This is a genomic window from Pseudomonas sp. NPDC090755, from assembly GCF_044769005.1.
Taxonomy (GTDB): domain Bacteria; phylum Pseudomonadota; class Gammaproteobacteria; order Pseudomonadales; family Pseudomonadaceae; genus Aquipseudomonas.
The window spans coordinates 39,488-58,111 of sequence record NZ_JBIVXC010000012.1 but is presented as its reverse complement, the minus strand read 5'-3'; the positions used below and the strand labels follow the sequence as shown (position 1 = coordinate 58,111).

The window sequence follows — 18,624 nt, the reverse complement described above, 5'->3', positions numbered from 1 at the left end:
GCAATACATGAAAATAACAACAACAGGTGTCGTGCTCGCGGCCACGATGGTGGTCAATACCGGCCTGATCGGTAGCGCGGCGGCACAGGTGTCGCCCCAGGAAGCCGACAAGCTGGGCAAGGAACTGACCTGTGTCGGTGCCGAAAAAGCCGGCAACGCCGATGGCAGCATCCCGCCTTATACCGGCAAGTACCTGGGCGAGGTGCCGGGCTGGAGTCATGTGAAATTCTCCGGCGACCAGCCGGTGGACCCGTACGCTGCGGAAAAGCCGATCCTGGTGATCACCGCGCAGAACATGGCCCAGTACGAATCGCGCCTGACCGAAGGGCAGAAGGCCCTGCTCAAGAAGTACCCCGATAGCTACAAGATGAACATCTACCCCGGCCACAGGGACTTCCGCTACCCGGACTACGTCTGCGAGCGGGTCAAGTACAACGCCCTCAATGCCCGGCTGGTCAACGACGGGTTGGGCATCGAGGGCCTGGGCCAGGTGCCGTTCCCGATTCCCAAGACCGGCATGGAACTGCTGTGGAACCACCAGCTGCCGGCGCGCGCCTACACCGAGGAGAAGATCAGCGACCTGGCCTCGGTGTTGCCCAACGGCAGCATTGGTTGGGGCCGCGCCCATGCGCGCAACCTGTCCCAGGCCAACTCGCCGACGGTCGAGCCCAAGACCGAGGACAAGGTCCAGGCGATGAGCTACAACACCACGCTCAAGCCAGCCCGTGACAACGGAGTGATCAGCATCGCCCACGAGCCCTACAACTTCGCCACCAACCCGCGTCAGGCCTGGAGCTACAGCCCGTCCACCCGGCGCGTGCGGCAGATGCCGGGCTATGGCTACGACCAGCCGATGATCGGCACCAACGGCACCATGACCGTCGACGAAGACCGCCTGTTCAACGGCGCCCCCGAGCGCTACACCTGGAAGCTGGTCGGCAAGCGCGAGATCTACAGCCCGGCCAACGCCTTCAAGGCCAACGCGGCCACCGTCAAGTATGCGCAGCTGCTCACCCCCAACCATCCGAACCCCGAGTACATGCGCTATGAACTGCGCCGGGTCTGGGTGCTGGAGGCCGACCTCAAGGAAGGCTACCGCCATGTCTATGGCAAGCGGGTGCTGTTCATCGACGAGGACACCTGGAACGCGGTGATGGCCGACAACTACGATGCCCGTGGGCAGCTGTGGAAGCACGCGATGATCAACTACTACTACCACCCGGACATGAGTGGCTGGCAGGCCGGTTCACAGTTCTTCATGGACCTGAACTCGGGACAGTACACCGGCTATGGTATGACCAACGAAGCGAAGAAGGGGCCGATCCTCAACGAGTCGAAGTTCACCGCCGACATGTACACCTCGGACGCGGCGCGCGCGATCGGGCGCTGAGGAGGTTGGGGCTGCGTTGCAGCCCATCGCAGGCTTCGCCAGCTCCCACAGGGGAGGCTGACTGCAGGATTACTGTGGGAGCCGGCAGAGCCGGCGAGAGGCCGGTATTGTCGTAATCAAGGCTCGCAAACACCCAGGCCCATCCGGTCTGGAGGTTCGCGGGCCTTTTCGTTTGCCCGCCGGGCCTCCTATGCTGTGAGCTGATCCCCGCACGCATTCAAGGACGCCCATGCCCCCCACAACCCAGCGTTCGGCTGGCCTGGATCTGGTCAAGTGGCTGGCGATGCTGACCATGGTCGCCGACCACCTGCGATTTCTCTGGCCCACGGCCGACTGGCTGTACGTGATTGGCCGCCTGGCGTTCCCGCTGTTCTGCCTGGGCATCGCGGCCAATGTCGTGCGTTCCACGCCAGGGCAGCTGTTCACGGCCGCCAATGGCCGTTACCTGGGCTGGCTGGCGGCATTCTCGTTGATATCGGAGTGGCCGTACCGGTCGCTGGATGTCGGCTCCGGAACCTTCAGCATAATGCCGACCCTGACCCTGGGGCTGCTGCTGGCCCTGGGCGTGCACCATCATCGCCGGGCCATGGCCCTGGGTGTGCTGCTGGTCGCGCTGCTGGCGGCGGATGTGCTGATGTATGGCTGGCCGGGGGTGTTGCTGCCGGCGGCGTTTGCGCTGGCGCTGCGCGGGGGGAGGGGGACCTGGCTGGTGCCCGGGTTTGTCGCGGTGGCGGGAAACCTGACCAACCATTGGGTGCGCAGCAACGTGGCCCAGCCGATAGCGCTGATGATCCTGGCGGTGGCGTTATTGTCGGCGGCGCTGGGGCTGTGGCTGCTGCGCAGGCCGTACGGCGTGCGGATCTGGCCGGTGGGGAAATGGGGGTATTGGTTCTATCCGCTGCACCTGGTCGTCATCAAGCTACTGACCCGGTTGCTGTAACGCACACGCCTGGATGCGCTTCACTGTGCCGCTACGCGCCCGATCGCAGCCTGGCGGCAGCTCCCACAAATACCCCGCGATCACCTGGCATTTGTGGGAGCTGGCGAAGCCTGCGATCGACCGCAAAGCGGTCGTAAAACCTGGCACACCGAGGCGCCTGCGCAGCCTGGCGGCAGCGGCTACAGTGCTCAGGCGGTGACTGTGGCGCCGGTGGCTTTCACACCTGCCGGCCCACGCAACTGCCGGCGATACCCCGGCAGCGCCAACGCCAGGAACACCGCCGCCAGTACCAGCATCGACACCGACGCCGCCAGCGCATAGCGCAAGGATTCAGCGCCCAGGGTCGGCAGGAAGAAATCGCTGAGCACGCCGATCAGCAATGGCCCCACGCCCACGCCGAGCAAGGTCATGGCCATTACGAAGATCGAGGTCGCCTGGGCCAGGCGGGTGGCGGGGAACAGGTGGGTGATGGCGCCCAGGCACGGCGTGGCCCACCACACGCCGAAGAAGGCGAACACGCTGTAGAACAGGAAGGCGGTCGGCACATCGATGCCGCCCAGCTGCAGCAGCGTACCCTGCGGCCAGAGGAAATAGGCCAGTGAGAAGGGGATGCTGATCAGGGTGCCGAGCAAGGGTACGCCGATCTGCCAGCCGGCATCGCGGCGCGCCATGCGGTCGGTGACCATGCCGCAGGCCAGGGTGCCCAGGGCCGCGCCGCTGCCGCCGACCACGCCGACCAGAAAGCCGGCCTGTTGCACGTTCAGGCCATGGGAGCGGATCAAAAAACTCGGGCTCCAGGTGCCGATGGCGTAGCCGGCGATGGCCGCGGCGCCGCCGGTCAATACCAGCCAGAGGAACGACGGCATCTGCATCAATTCCACCAACGTTTTCAGCCAGCCTTGCTGTTGCCCCGCAACCTGCACGGAGATGGCGGCAGGTTTGGCGCTGCGCACAGTCAGCAGCAACAGCAGCCCGAGGAAGATCCCCGGTGCGCCGATCAGCAAGAAGGCCAGGCGCCAGCCGTGGTGCTGGGCGATCCAGCCGCCCAGGCCCAGGCCCACCACCGCACCCAGGCTCGAACCGAGCATCAGCACCGCCAGGGCCGTGGAGCGCCGCCGTGGCGGGTAGAGGTCGGAGACCATGGCCACCGACGGTGCAGTGCCACCGGCTTCACCCACCGCCACGCCAATGCGTGCCAGCACCAGCATCAGGAAGCTGCCGGCCAGGCCGCAGAGCATGGTCATCAGGCTCCAGGCGATGCAGCTCAGGGCAATCACCGGTTTGCGCCCGATGCGGTCGGACAGGCGCCCCAGGGGGAAGCCGAACAGGGTGTAGAACACCGCGAAGGTCACCCCCGAGAGCAGGCCGATGCCGGTGTCGGAAATGCCGAATTCAAGCTTCACCGGCTCGATCAGGATCGCCATCAACTGGCGGTCGATGTAGTTGAAGACGTAGATGGCGGCAAGCACGAACAACGCGTAGTGCGTGCGCCATGTCACAGGGGTCGAGGTGTTCACAGCGGGTGCTCCCGGTCTTGTTCTGGTGGGTTTGATCGTCGGGGCTCGACCGGGCTTTTTCATCGTCCGTTCAGACCAGTTTCCAACTCCCGGGCCCGGCGCCAGAAATCTAGTCTTGACGGACGATGTTTCGTGACAGCCCCGGGTCAATCATTCGGCCCATCTCCGGTAGTGCGCGATCCCTGCCAACCGGGCAGCGGGATTCTGGCATGGCCGGGCATTTCCAAGAAGTGAAGGAGCTGACATGAGCATCTTGTTCGAGCCGCTGCGCCTGGGCGACCTGCAACTGGCCAACCGCATTGTCATGGCGCCGATGACCCGCAGCCGCGCCGGCAGCGATGCGTTACCCGGTGCCGAGATGGTCGAGTACTACCGCCAGCGCGCCAGTGCCGGACTGATTGTCGCCGAAGGCACCGCGCCTTCGGCCAGTGGCCTGGGCTACTGCCGCACGCCTGCGATCTACAGCCGCGAGCAGGTGGCGGCCTGGCGAAAGGTCACCGACGCGGTGCATGGGCAAGGCGGGCGCATCGTGCTGCAGCTGATGCACGTCGGCCGCGCCGCCAGCCACCACAACAAGCCCCGGGGCGCGGCCACCGTGGCACCGTCGGCGCTGCGTGCAGGCACCCGCCTGTTCACCGATGCGGCCGGCATGGCCGATACCGACGAGCCCCAGGCACTGACCCTGGAGGGCATCGCCGAGGTGATCGACGACTATCGCCAGGCGGCCATCAATGCCCGTGAAGCCGGGTTCGACGGTGTCGAGCTGCACTGCACCAGTGGCTACCTGCCGATGCAGTTCATGGCCTCGGGCAGCAACCGTCGCGAGGATGCCTACGGCGGCAGCGCAGCCAACCGCGTGCGCTTTGCCAAAGAGGTGCTCCAAGCCATGGCGGCGGCCATCGGTGCTGGCCGTGTCGGCTATCGCCAGTGCCCGGGCAACCCGTACAACGACATCGACGATGCCGATCCAGCGGCCACCGCCGCAGCCTTGTGCGATGCCGTGGCGCCGCTGGGCCTGGCCTACCTGCACATCATGCGTTCGCCCTTGCCGGGGCTCGATGCCTTTGCCCTGGCGCGCCAGCACAGCAGCAGCGGGCTGATCCTCAATGACGGCTTCGACGGCGAATCGGCCAGGGCCGCGCTGGAAGCGGGCGAGGGCGATGCGGTGTCGTTCGGTCGACACTTCATCGCCAACCCGGACCTGGTCGAGCGCCTGCTGCGTGGCCTGCCACTGGCCGGCTTCGACCGTCACACCTTGTACACCCCGGGGGCGCGAGGGTATTCGGACTATCCGGCCTACCAGGCCGCCAGCCTGGAGGTGACGCCATGAGTTCGGTGCAAAAGGCCAACGTGATGCCGGGTGTGGTGGTGCCCCGCGAGCAGACCCAGGCGCTGCTCGACTTGCGCGCCGCCGCCAGTGCGCAGATCAAGCCACGGGACCTCTACACCCTGGCCGACCGTTTTGAGGAGCAGGCGCGCAAGCAGGGCGAGCGGCCCTTCCTGATCTATGCCGGGCAGCCTTACAGCTACGCCCAGGTCGATGCCCGGGCCAACCAGATGGCCCATACCTTCTACGCCAAGGGCCTGCGTGCCGGCGACGTCTGCGGACTTTTGATGGAGAACCGTCCGGAGTTCTTCTGCACCTGGTTCGGCCTGGTCAAGCTCGGTGTGGTGGTCGCCTTCATCAACACCCAGGTCAACGGCCGCGCCCTGCAGCATGCCCTTGAGACCACTGCCGCCAAGGCCGTGGTGGTCGGCGAGGAATGCCTGGGGAACCTGTCGGCCACCGACGGGCTGCCGGCGTTGTCCTACTGGCTGTTGCCCGATGCCGAGAACCCCTGGACCGAAGCGCTGCCCAAGGTCGTGGACGCTCATTTTGCCGCACGCCTGGACAGTGCCCCCGCCAGTGCCTTCCCCCGGGACCTGCGCGCCGGCATCGAGGCCCAGGCGCCGACCTTGCTGATCTTCACCTCCGGCACCACCGGCCTGCCCAAGGCGGCGCGCTACAGCCACATGCGCTGGCTGTCGTCGGGCGACGTGATGGAAGTAACGCTGCAGGCCACCTGCGAGGACGTGTTCTATTGCTGCCTGCCGCTGTACCACGGTGCTGCCGCCACCTCGGTGACCTCAACGGCGCTGCGTGCCGGTGCCAGTATCGTGGTGCGGCGCAAGTTCAGCGTGCGCGAGTTCTGGAAGGACGTGCGCGAGCACCGTATCAGCGTGTTCCAGTACATCGGCGAGATCTGCCGCTACCTGCTCAACCAGCCGGTCGTCGACGGCGAGCGCGAGCACAGCCTGCGCTGCATGCTGGGCGCCGGCCTCACCCCGGAATCCTGGCAGCGCTGGGTCGAGCGCTTCGGACCGATCCAGATCTTCGAAGGCTGGGGCGCCACCGAGGCCAACGCCAACCTGATCAACGTCGACAACTATGCCGGCTCCTGCGGGCGGGTGCCGGACTGGAGCCGGACCAACCTGTGCCTGGTGCGCTACGACGTGGAAAACGACTGCCACCCGCGGGACGCGCAGGGCTTCTACCAGCGCTGCGAAGTGGGCGAGGTGGGCGAGGCCATGGGCTTTATCGTCGACCACCCGGACGTCGGCGGCGGGCGCTTCGAGGGCTACACCTCGGCCGAGGCCAGCGAGGGCAAGATTCGTCGCAACGTGTTCTGCCAGGGCGATGCCTACTGGAGCTCGGGTGACCTGCTGCGCCAGGACAGCGACGGCTACTGCTACTTCGTCGACCGCATCGGCGATACCTTCCGCTGGAAGAGCGAGAACGTCTCGACCCAGGAAGTGGCCGATGCCCTCGGTGACCTGCCGGGCCTGGAACTGATCAACATCTACGGCGTGCAGGTTCCCGGCCACGAAGGCCGCGCCGGCATGGCGGCCGTGCTGATGCAGGCCGGGCAGGACTTCGACCCCGAGGCCTTCTATGCCCTCACCGAACAGTGCCTGCCACGCTACGCGGCGCCGGTGTTCGTGCGGGTCAGCGCCGCGGCCGACCTGACCAGCACCTTCAAACTGCGCAAGGTCGACCTGCAGCGCCAGGGCTATTGCCCGCAGGCCTGCCAGGACCCGCTGTTCATCCGTGACGAGCAAGCGCGCAGCTACCTGCCTTACTCGCCGCAGGTGCTGCAACGCGCCGGCCTGCAACCCTTCGCCGGAGGTGCGGCATGACCGACCGCGATGCCGGGCTGCGCTACCCCTGGCCGACGCCCCCGGCCAGCGGCGAGGTGCTGGAAGTGGCCGATGGCGTGTTGTGGCTGCGCATGCCTCTGCCGTTTCGCCTCGACCATATCAACCTCTACCTGCTGCGCCACGAGAACGGCTGGGTGGTGGTCGACACCGGCATGAACACCGCGCAGAGCTTTGCGGTGTGGGAACGGGTGTTCGCCGAGGTCTTCCAGGGCCAGCCGGTGCTGGCGGTGATCTGCACGCATTTTCACAGCGATCACGCCGGGGTCGCGGCCTGGCTGACCGAGCGGTTCCACTGCCCGCTGTACATGACCGCCGCCGAGTTTCGCAGCCTGCACGTGCAGGTGCCGGATGACGCGCCGCCGGCCTGGGCTTTCATCGACTTCTACTGCAAGGCCGGCTTCAGTGCCGAGCAGGCCGGTGAGTTCCATGCGGCGATTCAGAACAAACACTTCCGGCCGCTGCCTTGCACGGGCTTTCGGCGGTTGCGTGAGGGCAGCCAGCTGCAGATCGGCGGGCGTCTCTGGCAGGTGCTGATCGGCAGCGGCCACTCGCCCGAGCATGCCTGCCTGTACGCCGCCGAGGAGGGCCTGTTGATTTCCGGCGACCAGGTGCTGCCGCGCATCACCTCCACGGTCGGCGTCCAGGCCACCGAGCCTGCGGCCGATCCGCTGCGCGACTGGCTCGATTCCCTCGAACGCCTGCGCCGTGTGCCCGACAGCGTGCTGGTGCTGCCGGCCCATGAGCGACCGTTCTACAACCTGCACCAGCGCCTGGCGCAGTTGCAGGCCCACCACCAGGGCCAGCTGGAACAAATGCTGGCCAGCTGCGACGAGCCGCGTACCGCGCTCGAGCTGATGGCCGTGCTGTTTCCCAGGCTGTCAGGTCGTTTCGACGAGCTGATGGCCCTGGGTGAAACCTTGGCGCATGCCAACTACCTCATGAGCGAAGGCGCCCTGGTGCGCGAGGAATGCGGGGGGCTGCTGCGGTATCGGCGCGCCCCGGCGGGAGCTCCGGCCCCCGACCCGCAGCGGGTGTTCTGAGCACGCCGGTGTCCCGGTCATGGTGAACAGTCCAGGCGGCCTTGCGGTTGCCCTAGAGGAGAGTCAGTGTGAATTACAAGAACAACAATATTTGTACTGGCCTGGATGCGCAGGCCTTCCAGGCCAGTGGCCTGGCGCTGGCCGTGGCACTGGCGGCGACGCCTGCCTGGTCGGGGGAAACCATCGAGTTCGACAACGGCGCGACCCTCGACTGGTCGGTGACCACCAGCTACGGCATGGGCGTGCGCGTGGGCAAGCCCAGCGACCGGCTGATGACCGTCAACGCCGACGATGCCAACCGCAACTTCGACCAGGGCAGCCTGACCACCAACCGCATCGGCGCCCTGGGCGAGATGATCCTGCGCCAGGACAACTATGGCGCCGTGCTGCGCGCCAGTACCTTCTACGATGACGTCTATCACCAGGACAACGACAACGATTCGCCGCAAACGGTGAACAAGAGTGGTGACAACGACGAGTTCACCAGCCGCACCCGCTACTACAGTGGTGGCCGCAGCCGCCTGCTCGATGCCTATGTGTTCGGCGGCTGGCGCTTCGACAACGACACCATGCTCGACGTCAAGGCCGGGCGCCATATCGAGTCCTGGGGCGAGAGCCTGTACTACCCGGGCGTCAACGGCGTGCAGAACCCCTCCGATGCGGTGAAGGCGGCGCAGCCCGGGGTCGAGGTCAAGGAAGTGCTGTTGCCGGTGGGGCAGTTCTCCGGCGCTTACCGGATCAACCCGCAGGTCACCTTCGGCGCCTATGTGCAGTACGAATGGAAGGGCACCGAACTGCCGCCGGTGGGCAGCTACCTGTCCAGCAGCGACGTGGTCGGGCCGGGCCGCGAGTTCATCCGCACCGCCACCGGCACTGTGCCGTACCGTGGCACCGATGAGCCCCGCGACAGCGGCCAGTGGGGCGTGCAGGTACGCTACCGGCCGGTGCCGGCCATCGAACTGGCGCTGTTCCATGTCAACTACCACGACAAGAACCCGGCCACCGCGCTGGTGGGTTACAACGCCGTGCCCCTGGGCAATGGCCAGTTCGCCTTTGCCAGCAACGGCTACCGCATCAATTATTTCGAAGACATCAAACTGACCGGCCTGAGCCTTTCGACCAAGCTGGGCGAGACGCAGATCGGTGCCGAATGGTCGTACCGCGACGGCGCACCGATCATGGTCAACACCGGCCTGGGCCCGGTGCCGGCCAAGGGCAAGGGCCAGCAGTTCCAGGTCTCGGCCATGCGCATTCTTGGCGACCGCCCCTGGTCCAGCCAGACCACGCTGACCGCGGAAATCATTCATGTACGCGCCGACAGCGTCGAGTCGACCTCGGCGGCGCCCAATCTGCAAGGCGTCAACCTGTTGCCGTCGCTGGCACCGCTGGTGGGAGATTCCGATGACTACACCTACAAGACCAGCTCCGCCTGGCGCAGCCAGGACGCCAGCGCCTACACCCTCGGCGCCTCGTTCAGTTATCCGGGGGTTTTCCAGGGCTGGGATCTGGAGGTGCCGGTGCGCTTCTCCAACGTGTTCAGTGGCTCGACACCCATGGCCGGCAGCATCTCCGGGGTGCAGGGCGATCGACGCTACAGCGTCGGCACCACCTTCAAGTACCTGAGCAACCTGGAAGTCGCCCTGACCATGGTCGGCTACCTGGGCTCGCCGGACCCGGTCAAGCGACCGTTCGCCGACCGTGACTACGCCACGTTCTCGATGAAATACACCTTCTGAGTGTTATGCACGCGGGCTTTCAATCCAACTATTGCAATCGCCGGAGCCACACTTCGGCAGGGGGGACTCATGGGACTCAAAGGACAGGCCGCCATTGTCGGCACTGCGCAATACAAGCCTGAGAAATACGCCACCGCACCACGCATGTTCCACCTGGAGCAGGTCGCTGACCTGGCGGCGCGAGCCCTGGCCGATGCCGGGCTGCGCGCCGAGGACCTGGACGGGCTGGTGATCAACGGCCCGCACTTTCACGAGGCCTCGGTGTTCGTGCCGGCCATGGCCGCCGAATACCTGGGCCTGCAGCTGAACTTCGCCGAAGTGGTGGACCTTGGCGGTTGCACTCCGGTGGGCATGGTCTGGCGCGCGGCGGCGGCCATTGAACTGGGGCTGTGCCAGGCGGTGCTCTGTGTGCTGCCGGCGCGCATGGCGCCCTTCGGGCCGGAGGAAGACCCGGCCTGGATGGCCCGGGCCATGCGCTTTGGCGGGCACAGTACCGCCTACGGCGCACCGGAGGCCGAATTCGACCTGCCCTACGGGCATATGGGCCAGAACACCGGCTATGCCATGATCGCCCAGCGCTATGCCGCCCAGTACGGCTACGACCCGCGGGCGATGGCCAAGATCGCCGTCGACCAGCGCTTCAACGCCCAGGCCAACGACCAGGCGATGTTCTTCGGCCAGCCGCTGACCATCGAGCAGGTGCTGGTCAGCAAGAAAGTTGCCGATCCGCTGCATGTGCTGGAAATCGTCATGCCGGTGGCCGGGGGCGCGGCGCTGATCGTCACCTCCCGCGAGGTGGCGGCGCGTACGCGCAAGCGGCCGACGTACATCACAGGCTTCGGCGAGCACCTGGCGTTCAAGTCGCCGTCCTATGCCAAGGACATGCTCCACACCCCGATCGGCCCGGCCTCGCAACGCGCCTTCGCCATGGCGGGCCTCAAGCCTGGCGACATGCATGCGGCGCAGATCTACGACTGCTACACCATCACCGCCTTGCTGACCCTGGAAGACGCCGGTTTCTGCGGCAAGGGCGAGGGCATGGCCTTCGTCCGCGAGCACGACCTGACCTGGCGTGGCGATTTCCCCATGAACACCCACGGTGGCCAGCTCAGCTTCGGCCAGGCTGGTTCCGCCGGGGGTATGTCCCAGGTGATCGAAGCGGTCACCCAGATTGCCGGCCAGGCCGGCGAACGCCAACTGACGCGCTGCGACAACGTCTACGTCTCCGGTACCGGCGGCGTGATGAGCGAGCAGGGCGCCTTGATCCTGCAGGGAGCCTGAGACCATGTCCAACAACAAACCCATGCCACTGGCCACCGAGATTTCCGCGCCGTTCTGGGAGGGCCTCAAGGCCCGCAACCTGCTCGTCCAGCAGTGCAATGCCTGTGAACAGTGGCTGTTCTACCCGCGCCGGCATTGCCCGGCGTGCTTGGCCCATGACCTGAGCTGGCGCGCGGTCGAGGGCGGCGCGACCCTGTACAGCTACACCGTGACCCGCATCGCCACCTTGCCCGACTTTGCCGATGAGATGCCGCAGAAACTGGCGGTGGTCGAACTCGACCAGGGCGTGCGTATCAACACCAACCTGGTGGGCCTGGCCGAAGACGAGATCCACATCGGCATGCGCCTGCAACCGGTGTTCGCCGAGGTCGATGCCAAGGGCAACCGGCTGCTGCGTTTTACTGGTCTGGACAAGGACGTTGCTGCCCTTGAGGCGCCAGCCTTCGAGGCCCATGAGCCAGTGGCCGCATCGGGGCCGGCGCCGGTGCAGGTTGCCCTGGACGATGCCGAGGGCTTGCAGGCGCTGGTCAGCGAGCAGTTCAGCGACTGGAGCAACAGCGTGCTGGTGGACCAGGCGTTGATCGATGCCTTCGCCCAGTTGTCGGGGGATGACTACTGGATCCATACCGACCCGCAGAAGGCCCGGCTGAGCAGCCCGTTTGGCGGCACCATCGCCCATGGCGCGTTGGTGCAGGTGTTGCAGTCGCGGATGAAACTGGCACTGGGCTTCGAGATCACCGGCTACAGCACCCAGATCAACTACGGCTCTGATCGCCTGCGCTTCCCGGCCCCGGTGCCGGCGGGTGCGCGCATCCATGCCCGGGCGCGGGTCAAGGCGGTGCAGGTGCAGGCGCGTGGGACCCAGGTGACCCTGGAGTTGCACACCCATGTGCTGGGGCAGGAGCGGCCGTCGGTGATCAATGACCTGGTGATTCTCTACCAGGCTTGAGTGCAGCCTGGCGGCAGCGGCTACAGTGGGCCGGTGTCGATATTGGTGTAGCCGCTGCCGAGGCACGAGGCTGCGATCGGCTGCGCAGCAGTCGTAAACGGGAGATACGTGGAGTCAGGTTTTGCGGCCGCTGCGCGCCCGATCGCAGCCTGGCGGCAGCGGCTACAGTGGGCCGAGATCGGTGTAGCCGCTGCCGAGGCACGAGGCTGCGATCGGCTGCGCAGCAGTCGTCAATGTGTGCTGGCGACTAGAGCCAGGATGCATCCCATAACGGATAATCACCCACCCTCTGCACCAACCCCGCCCGAACGGGGTTGGCTACTATGTAACGGGCAACGGTTTTCAAATCCTCTTCCTTACGAATCGCCCTGTCGTAAAAGCCCTTTTGCCATAGCCGTCCGCAACCGCTTCTTGCCCGGTTGATGGCCAGGCTACTTCTGGATTTAACCCTGCACATCACCTGTGACAGGCACTTGCCGTGAAGCGCGAACAGCCAGTGAAAATGATCCGGCATCACCACCCAGGCCAATGAGCATACAAGGTGTTCTTCGTGCGCCAGTCGCAGCTCCTTGACCAATAATCGACCCGTCGGCAATTCACCCAGAATCGGCACACGTCCATGGGTGGCAACCGTCACCGAGTAGATTTGCCCAGGCTCCGAATGGCGACCGGTCAGCAACCGATAGCCCTTTGAATGAACACGCAATCCTTTGCCCTCCTGAACCGTTCCGACCTCATTCACCGTAGTTCGTCAGACGCCACCTCGGTGGGGCAACCCTTGAGCAGGTATTTCCGTCGGGCTACCGAGGGCAATTACGCCTTTTCGTAAGCCATTTGGACGATGTTTCCAGCCCCGCCAACCCTGAGTATCGAGTGCAGGCAATGCCCCCGTCACGCCCCGCGCAGCCTGCGCGGACGCGCAGGTAGAACAAGAGGATCGGCCGCATGAATGTCCTTGTATCCCCCCGTCAAGCAACGGAGCCATGCCCATGCGCTCGTTGATCGGTTACCTGGTGTGCCTGGTGGTGGCCCTGACCATCGCCTACGCCTTCGCTCCCCGTCCCGTGCCTGTGCCGGGCGAGGAACCCCTGCGCACCGATCGGGTGCAGATCAACGCCTTGCTCAAGGTCGGCGAGCGCGTGCTGGCCGCCGGCGAGCGCGGCAGCCTCCTGGTCAGCGATGACCAGGGCGTGAGCTGGCTATCGGCAACTGTCCAGCCACAGCGCAATGTGGCGCTCACCGCCCTGGTCGACCTCGGCCAGCAACGCCTGCTGGCGGTGGGGCACGACGGGTGGATCCTGCGCTCGACCGACAGCGGCAGCCACTGGCAGGAAGTGCGTCATGACGATCAGTTGGGCGAGCCGCTGCTGGGCGCCTGGGCCGCCGGCGGCGAGCGGGTGCTGGCCTACGGCAGTTTCGGCAAGTTCTACCAGTCCGACGATGCCGGGCTGAACTGGCGCGCCCTGGCCCTGGATGTCGACAGCGCCCACCTCAACAGCCTGGACGGCGGCGCCGATGGCCGGCGCATGCTGGTCGGCGAGCAGGGGCTGGTGATGCGCAGCCGCGATGGCGGCCAGCACTGGCAAACCTTGCCGGCCTTCTATACCGGCTCGCTGTTTGGCGTGGTGCGCCTGAGCGACGCGCACTGGGTCAGTTACGGCATGCGCGGTCATGTGTTTGTCAGCCATGACTTTGGTGACAGCTGGACCCAGCTGCCGATCGGTAACCAGCTGCCGTTGTACGGCCATGTGGTGCTGCCCGGGCAGGGCGGGGTGTTGATCGTCGGTGCCGGCGGCTCGCTGGTACGGCTTGATGCCCGGGGGCAGTTGCGCCATGTCGGTCGCCTGGCAGGCCTGGGCACCCTGACCTCGGCGGTGATGATCGGCTCGCGCCTGCTGGTGGGCGGCGAGCGTGGGGTGTTCCAGGAATCCGGTGGCAGTGTTGCCGCCCTCGGCAAGTGAGAGACGGCAATGAATCACGCAAAAAGCTGGGTGACACGCAGTGTCGAACGCATCGCCGATGGCCTGATGGCCTGGCGCAAGGGCCTGCTGGTACTGTTCGTGCTGCTGACCCTGGGCCTGGGCTACAGCGCCACGCACACACAACTGGACCCGGGCTTCAGCAAGCAGATTCCGGTGCGCCATGAGTACATGGTCAATTTCCTGCGCTTCAGCCAGTACTTCACCGGCGCCAACCGCTTCCTGGTCAGCGTGCGCTGGAAGGGCGAGGGTGATATCTACAACGCGCAGTTCCTCGACACCCTGCGCAAGGTCAGCGATGAGGTGTTCTTCATCTCCGGGGTCAATCGCGCCAGCGTCACTTCGCTGTTCACGGCCAACGTGCGCTACATCGAAATCACCGAAGAAGGCTTCTTCGGCGACGTGGTGGTGCCGCCGCGCTTCGATGGCTCGGCCCGCGACCTGGCCCAGGTACGCAGCAATGCCGCCGCCTCCGGGCAGATCGGGCGGCTGGTGGCCAACGACCTGAAGTCGGCCATGGTCCGTGCCGACCTGCAGGACCTCGATCCGCAAACCGGCAAGCCGGTGGATTACGCCGAAGTGGCCCGGCGCCTGGAAGACATCCGTGCCCGTTACAGCAGCGACCAGGTCGAGATCAATATCGTCGGCTTCGCCAAGCTGGTGGGCGATGTGGTCGAAGGCTTGAACACGGTAATCGGCTTCTTCGTCATCGCCTTCCTGATCACCGGCCTGTTGCTCTGGCTGTACTCACGTTCCTGGCGCCTGACCCTGGTGGCGCTGGTGGTGGCCCTGCTGCCGGTGGTCTGGCTGCTCGGCCTGCTGCCGTTGCTGGGCCTGGGCATCGACCCGATGTCGATCCTGGTGCCATTCCTGATTTTCTCCATCGGCGTGTCCCACGCCGTGCAAATGACCAACGCCTGGAAACAGGAGGTGCTGGCCGGGCGCACGTCGGTGCAGGCGGCGCACGGGGCGTTCTGCAAGATCTTCATTCCCGGCTCCCTGGCGCTGCTGATGAACGCCCTGGGCTTTGCCGTGATCATGCTGATCGACATCCCCATCGTCCATGAGCTGGGGGTGACCGCCTGCATCGGGGTGATGCTGATGATCGCCACCAACAAGCTGATGCTGCCGGTGATCATCGCCTACCTGCGCCTGGAGCCTGCGGTGCTGCAGCATGCCCGGGCCCAAGGCCAGGGCCGCCATCGCCTCTGGTGGCGGCTGTCGGCCCTGGCCGAACCCGGCCCGGCCCTGGGCGTGTTCGCCTTGAGCCTGTTGTTGCTGGCCGCCGGTGCCTACAAGGCACGGGACCTGGCGGTGGGGGATATCGGTGCCGGTGCGCCGGAGCTGCGCGATGAATCGCGCTACAACCTCGACAACCAGAAGATTGTCAGCAGCTACTCCATCGGCCTGGACGTGCTGTCGGTGTTCGTCGAGGTCAACGGTATCGAGGAAGGCTGCCTGGACCCTGCGGTGATGCGCGCGGTGGAGGCTTTCGATTTTCGTATGCGTGCGGTCAAGGGTGTGCAGTCGGTGCAGAGCGTGGCCGGCAAGGGCAAGGTGGTGATCGCCGGCAACAACGAAGGCAATCCGCGCTGGGCAGCCATTCCGGGGTCCGCCCGTGGCCTGAGCCAGGGCGCGCGGGCCTATATGCCGGACGACGGGATGGTCACCGACGCCTGCCAGCAGATGCAGATCCTGGTGTTCCTCGCTGACCATGAGGGTGCCACCCTCAGCCACGTGCTGGGCGAAGCGCAGCGGATCATCGAGCAGATCCGCACCCCGGAGCTGAACTTCTACCTGGGCGGCGGCAACGTCGGGGTGATGGCGGCTTCCAACGAGGCGGTCAAGCACGCCGAGCTGTTCATGCTCGCCGCGCTGTTCGGCTCGGTGGCGCTGTTCTGCTGGCTGACCTTCCGTTCGGTCCGCGCGGTGCTGTGCATCCTGGTGCCGCTGGCGATCGTGGCGATCCTGTGCAACGCGCTGATGGCGTTGCTGGGCATTGGCCTGAAGGTCGCCACCTTGCCGGTGATGGCCCTGGGGGTTGGCGTCGGCGTCGACTACGGCATCTACCTGTACGAGCGGATCCAGCACGAGATGGCCGCCGGCGCCGACCTGCGCGAGGCCTTCTACCAGGCCATGTGCCAGCGCGGCACGGCGGCGGTGTTCACGGCCCTGACCATGTCCATCGGCGTGATCACCTGGGCCTTCGCCCCGCTCAAGTTCCAGGCCGACATGGGTGTGCTGCTGTCGTTCATGTTCCTGGTCAACGTGCTGGGTGCGATCTTCCTGTTGCCAGCGCTGGCCGCCTGGTTCAACCGCGGGCGTCGGCTGGTACGTGCCACGCCTGTGGTGGAGCACCGTCCATCGCCGATGCACGTTGAAACAAAAATTAACATCTAAAGCCTATTGCCGCGACGAAAGCCAGACAGGAGACTGGCGAGCGGGGCCCTGGCCCCACCTCCAAGAGAATAAAAATAACAAGGGCAGGCCAACGCGCCTTGCCCGAGCAAGGAGACGACTGTGGAAAATCCGGTTCTGACCCACCAAGCGCTGGCCGAACTCGGCCTGGACCTTGCCGACTACGACCGTATGGTGGGCGACATCTATGATGGCGCCCTCGATCCCAAGCCCATGGCCCGCATCCTCGAAAACATGCGCGAGGTGTTCCAGGCCAATTACGTCACCCTGATCCTGCGCGTGCCGGACCAGCCCGACATGGGGGTGATGATCATCGCCGGCGATATCGAAGGCGAGGGCGAGGTCATCTACATGGCCTACCCGCAGACCAACACCCCGTTTGCCAACCAACCGCTGGACTACGTCTTCACGGTCGACGACATCATGACCTCGACCCAGTGGGAGCAGAGCGCCTACTTCAAGATGCACTGCGGCCCGCAGGGCGTGTACCACGTGATGGGCGCCGACATCTCCACCCCCGATGGCGGCAAGCTGCGCTTTCGCGTGACCCGGGCCAAGTCGGCACCGGGCTTCTCGGTCAATGACCGGGCCCTGTGCGCCATGTTCCTGCCACACCTGCGCCGCGCCCTGAACATCCACAACCTGCTCGATCGCAGCGAATCGCTGAGCGAACTCTACGCCCAGGCCATCAGCCGCCTGTCGGTGGCCACCCTGGTGCTCGACGAGAGCGGCGGCGTGCTGCAGATCAATCCGGTGGCCCAGGGCATACTCGCCGGCGGCGACGGCCTCAAGCTGGTGGGCGGGCGCCTGGAAGCCACCTACCCGAGCGACAACCGCGAACTGCAACGCCTGATTCGCTCGGCCTTCGCCGAAAACACCCCCAAGAGCGCCGAGGCGATGTCGGTGACCCGACCGTCCGGGCAAGTCAGCCTGGGCCTGGTGGTCGAGCCCATTCCGTCGCTGGACTGGGCCGACGAGAAGGGCAAGCCTGCTGCCCTGGTGTACATCCGCGATGCGGCCAGCAAGTCGCTGGCCAGTGAAGTGGTGACCAAGCAGTTGTTCAACCTGACCAAGGCCGAAACCGCCCTGGCCATGGAACTGGCCAACGGCCTGTCGCTGGAAGAAGCCGCCGAGACCTTGAGCATCCGCCGCAATACCGCCCGTGCCCACCTGCGTTCGATCTTCTCCAAGACCGGCGTACGGCGCCAGACGGAGCTGGTGCGCATCCTGCTCAACAGTGTGGTGGCCCTGGGCAAGCCGCAGGTGAACCTCAAGGTCGCGGAGAAATCCCGGGTGCAGATACCGCCGCTGACCCTGGCGACCCGTCGGCAGGCGTAGTCCGCCCGGACGATGCCCAAGCGGCATCGTGCTGAGGATACTGCCTGGACCTTCCATGGAGACTCACTATGCCAGTTACAGCTATCACCGGCAGCGCCTCGGGTATCGGTGCTGCGGTCAGTGCCGTGTTGCGTGCCGCCGGACACCGGGTCATCGGTATCGATCGTGCCAATGCCGAGGTGCTTGCCGACCTGTCCACCGCCGCCGGACGTGAAGCGGCCGTTGCCGCGGTGCTCGAGCAGTGCAACGGCGTGCTCGACGGCCTGGTCTGTTGCGCCGGGGTCGGCGTGACTGCGCCTTCCTGCGGGCTGATCCTGTCGGTCAACTACTTTGGCGTCAGCCAGTTGCTCGACGGCCTGGCCGGGGCGCTGGCCAAGGGCAGCAACCCGGCGGCGCTGGTGATCGGCTCGGTGGCCTCGACCCAGGCCGGTGCCGAACAGCAACCGATGACCGAACTCATGCTCGGTGGGGACGAGGCTGGCGCCTGCGCCTTGGCCGAAGGCCTGGCCCAGGCCCATGTCGCCTATGCCTGCTCCAAGTATGCGATCACCCAGCAGGCCCGCCGCCTGGCCAAACCCTGGGCCGAACGGGGCATTCGCCTGAACGTGGTGGCGCCTGGCGCGGTCCAGACCCCGCTGCACCAGGCCTCGCTGGACGATGCCCGATTCGGCAAGGCGGTGCGCGACTTCGTTGCGCCGCTGGGCCGTAGTGGCCGTCCTGAGGAAATTGCGGCGCTGGTGGCGTTCCTGCAGTCGACCCAGGCTGCATTCATCCACGGCAGCGTGGTCTTCATCGACGGCGGCATGGACGCTATGGTCCGCCCGCAACGCTTCTAGAA

The 18,624-nt window shown here is 65.8% G+C and carries 14 protein-coding genes; 12 read left to right on the top strand and 2 right to left on the bottom strand.

All coding sequences use genetic code 11. From position 1 onward, the window contains the following. Positions 1-7: 7 nt before the first annotated feature. Both ACIQUS_RS17995 and ACIQUS_RS17990 read left to right on the top strand, forming a co-directional pair. Positions 8-1,390 (top strand): DUF1329 domain-containing protein, encoded by a 1,383-nt coding sequence (locus ACIQUS_RS17995; RefSeq protein WP_403049165.1) that lies wholly within the window; start codon positions 8-10, stop codon positions 1,388-1,390. A gap of 229 nt (positions 1,391-1,619) precedes the next feature. Continuing rightward, complete coding sequence (locus ACIQUS_RS17990; protein ID WP_403049162.1) at positions 1,620-2,330, top strand: TraX family protein; 711 nt, start codon at positions 1,620-1,622, stop codon at positions 2,328-2,330. A gap of 188 nt (positions 2,331-2,518) precedes the next feature. On the opposite strand, the gene ACIQUS_RS17985 is transcribed toward ACIQUS_RS17990, so the two are convergent. After that, positions 2,519-3,847, bottom strand: coding sequence for a spinster family MFS transporter (locus ACIQUS_RS17985; RefSeq protein ID WP_403049159.1), 1,329 nt, complete (start codon positions 3,845-3,847; stop codon positions 2,519-2,521). 244 nt (positions 3,848-4,091) lie between these two features. On the opposite strand from ACIQUS_RS17985, the gene ACIQUS_RS17980 reads away from it, so the two are divergent. The 6 genes from ACIQUS_RS17980 (at position 4,092) to ACIQUS_RS17955 (ending at position 12,051) form a co-directional block, all read left to right on the top strand. Next, positions 4,092-5,177 carry an alkene reductase gene (locus ACIQUS_RS17980; protein WP_403049156.1) on the top strand — a complete coding sequence of 362 codons (1,086 nt, stop codon included), beginning with the start codon at positions 4,092-4,094 and terminating at the stop codon, positions 5,175-5,177. Further along, entirely contained in the window at positions 5,174-7,024 is a 1,851-nt protein-coding gene (locus tag ACIQUS_RS17975; protein ID WP_403049153.1) for a long-chain-acyl-CoA synthetase, read from the top strand. The genes ACIQUS_RS17980 and ACIQUS_RS17975 overlap by 4 nt, the downstream gene beginning before the upstream one ends. Then, the gene (locus tag ACIQUS_RS17970; RefSeq protein WP_403049150.1) at positions 7,021-8,085 is read left to right on the top strand and encodes an MBL fold metallo-hydrolase; all 1,065 of its coding nucleotides are present in this window, start codon (positions 7,021-7,023) and stop codon (positions 8,083-8,085) included. The genes ACIQUS_RS17975 and ACIQUS_RS17970 overlap by 4 nt, the downstream gene beginning before the upstream one ends. Before the next feature lie 68 nt (positions 8,086-8,153). Further along, positions 8,154-9,821, top strand: coding sequence for a DUF1302 domain-containing protein (locus ACIQUS_RS17965; protein ID WP_403049147.1), 1,668 nt, complete (start codon positions 8,154-8,156; stop codon positions 9,819-9,821). A 69-nt stretch (positions 9,822-9,890) separates the two neighbouring features. Beyond that, on the top strand, positions 9,891-11,102 hold the full coding sequence (locus ACIQUS_RS17960) for a thiolase family protein (RefSeq protein WP_403049144.1): 1,212 nt from the start codon (positions 9,891-9,893) through the stop codon (positions 11,100-11,102). A 4-nt stretch (positions 11,103-11,106) separates the two neighbouring features. Then, a complete protein-coding gene (locus ACIQUS_RS17955; RefSeq protein WP_403049141.1) occupies positions 11,107-12,051 on the top strand; it encodes an OB-fold domain-containing protein in 945 nt (314 codons plus the stop codon). Between the two features lie 247 nt (positions 12,052-12,298). Here the strand turns inward: ACIQUS_RS17955 and ACIQUS_RS17950 are convergent, their stop codons facing one another. Next, the gene (locus ACIQUS_RS17950; protein WP_403049460.1) at positions 12,299-12,757 is read right to left on the bottom strand and encodes an REP-associated tyrosine transposase; all 459 of its coding nucleotides are present in this window, start codon (positions 12,755-12,757) and stop codon (positions 12,299-12,301) included. 283 nt (positions 12,758-13,040) lie between these two features. On the opposite strand from ACIQUS_RS17950, the gene ACIQUS_RS17945 reads away from it, so the two are divergent. The 4 genes from ACIQUS_RS17945 to ACIQUS_RS17930 all read left to right on the top strand — a co-directional run bounded on the left by ACIQUS_RS17945 (position 13,041) and on the right by ACIQUS_RS17930 (position 18,622). Then, the gene (locus ACIQUS_RS17945; RefSeq protein WP_403049138.1) at positions 13,041-14,012 is read left to right on the top strand and encodes a WD40/YVTN/BNR-like repeat-containing protein; all 972 of its coding nucleotides are present in this window, start codon (positions 13,041-13,043) and stop codon (positions 14,010-14,012) included. A gap of 9 nt (positions 14,013-14,021) precedes the next feature. Further along, positions 14,022-16,430 (top strand): RND family transporter, encoded by a 2,409-nt coding sequence (locus ACIQUS_RS17940; RefSeq protein WP_403049135.1) that lies wholly within the window; start codon positions 14,022-14,024, stop codon positions 16,428-16,430. A gap of 120 nt (positions 16,431-16,550) precedes the next feature. Beyond that, positions 16,551-17,786: a LuxR C-terminal-related transcriptional regulator gene (locus ACIQUS_RS17935; protein ID WP_403049132.1), complete on the top strand. Its 1,236-nt coding sequence runs from the start codon at positions 16,551-16,553 to the stop codon at positions 17,784-17,786. A gap of 68 nt (positions 17,787-17,854) precedes the next feature. Continuing rightward, positions 17,855-18,622: an SDR family oxidoreductase gene (locus ACIQUS_RS17930; protein ID WP_403049129.1), complete on the top strand. Its 768-nt coding sequence runs from the start codon at positions 17,855-17,857 to the stop codon at positions 18,620-18,622. Positions 18,623-18,624: the final 2 nt, after the last annotated feature.

Coding starts and splice junctions, on each gene's coding strand:
- ACIQUS_RS17995 (WP_403049165.1), top strand. CDS start 8: ATGAAAATAACAACAACAGGTGTCGTGCTCGCGGCCACGATGGTGGTC.
- ACIQUS_RS17990 (WP_403049162.1), top strand. CDS start 1,620: ATGCCCCCCACAACCCAGCGTTCGGCTGGCCTGGATCTGGTCAAGTGG.
- ACIQUS_RS17980 (WP_403049156.1), top strand. CDS start 4,092: ATGAGCATCTTGTTCGAGCCGCTGCGCCTGGGCGACCTGCAACTGGCC.
- ACIQUS_RS17975 (WP_403049153.1), top strand. CDS start 5,174: ATGAGTTCGGTGCAAAAGGCCAACGTGATGCCGGGTGTGGTGGTGCCC.
- ACIQUS_RS17970 (WP_403049150.1), top strand. CDS start 7,021: ATGACCGACCGCGATGCCGGGCTGCGCTACCCCTGGCCGACGCCCCCG.
- ACIQUS_RS17960 (WP_403049144.1), top strand. CDS start 9,891: ATGGGACTCAAAGGACAGGCCGCCATTGTCGGCACTGCGCAATACAAG.
- ACIQUS_RS17955 (WP_403049141.1), top strand. CDS start 11,107: ATGTCCAACAACAAACCCATGCCACTGGCCACCGAGATTTCCGCGCCG.
- ACIQUS_RS17945 (WP_403049138.1), top strand. CDS start 13,041: ATGCGCTCGTTGATCGGTTACCTGGTGTGCCTGGTGGTGGCCCTGACC.
- ACIQUS_RS17940 (WP_403049135.1), top strand. CDS start 14,022: ATGAATCACGCAAAAAGCTGGGTGACACGCAGTGTCGAACGCATCGCC.
- ACIQUS_RS17930 (WP_403049129.1), top strand. CDS start 17,855: ATGCCAGTTACAGCTATCACCGGCAGCGCCTCGGGTATCGGTGCTGCG.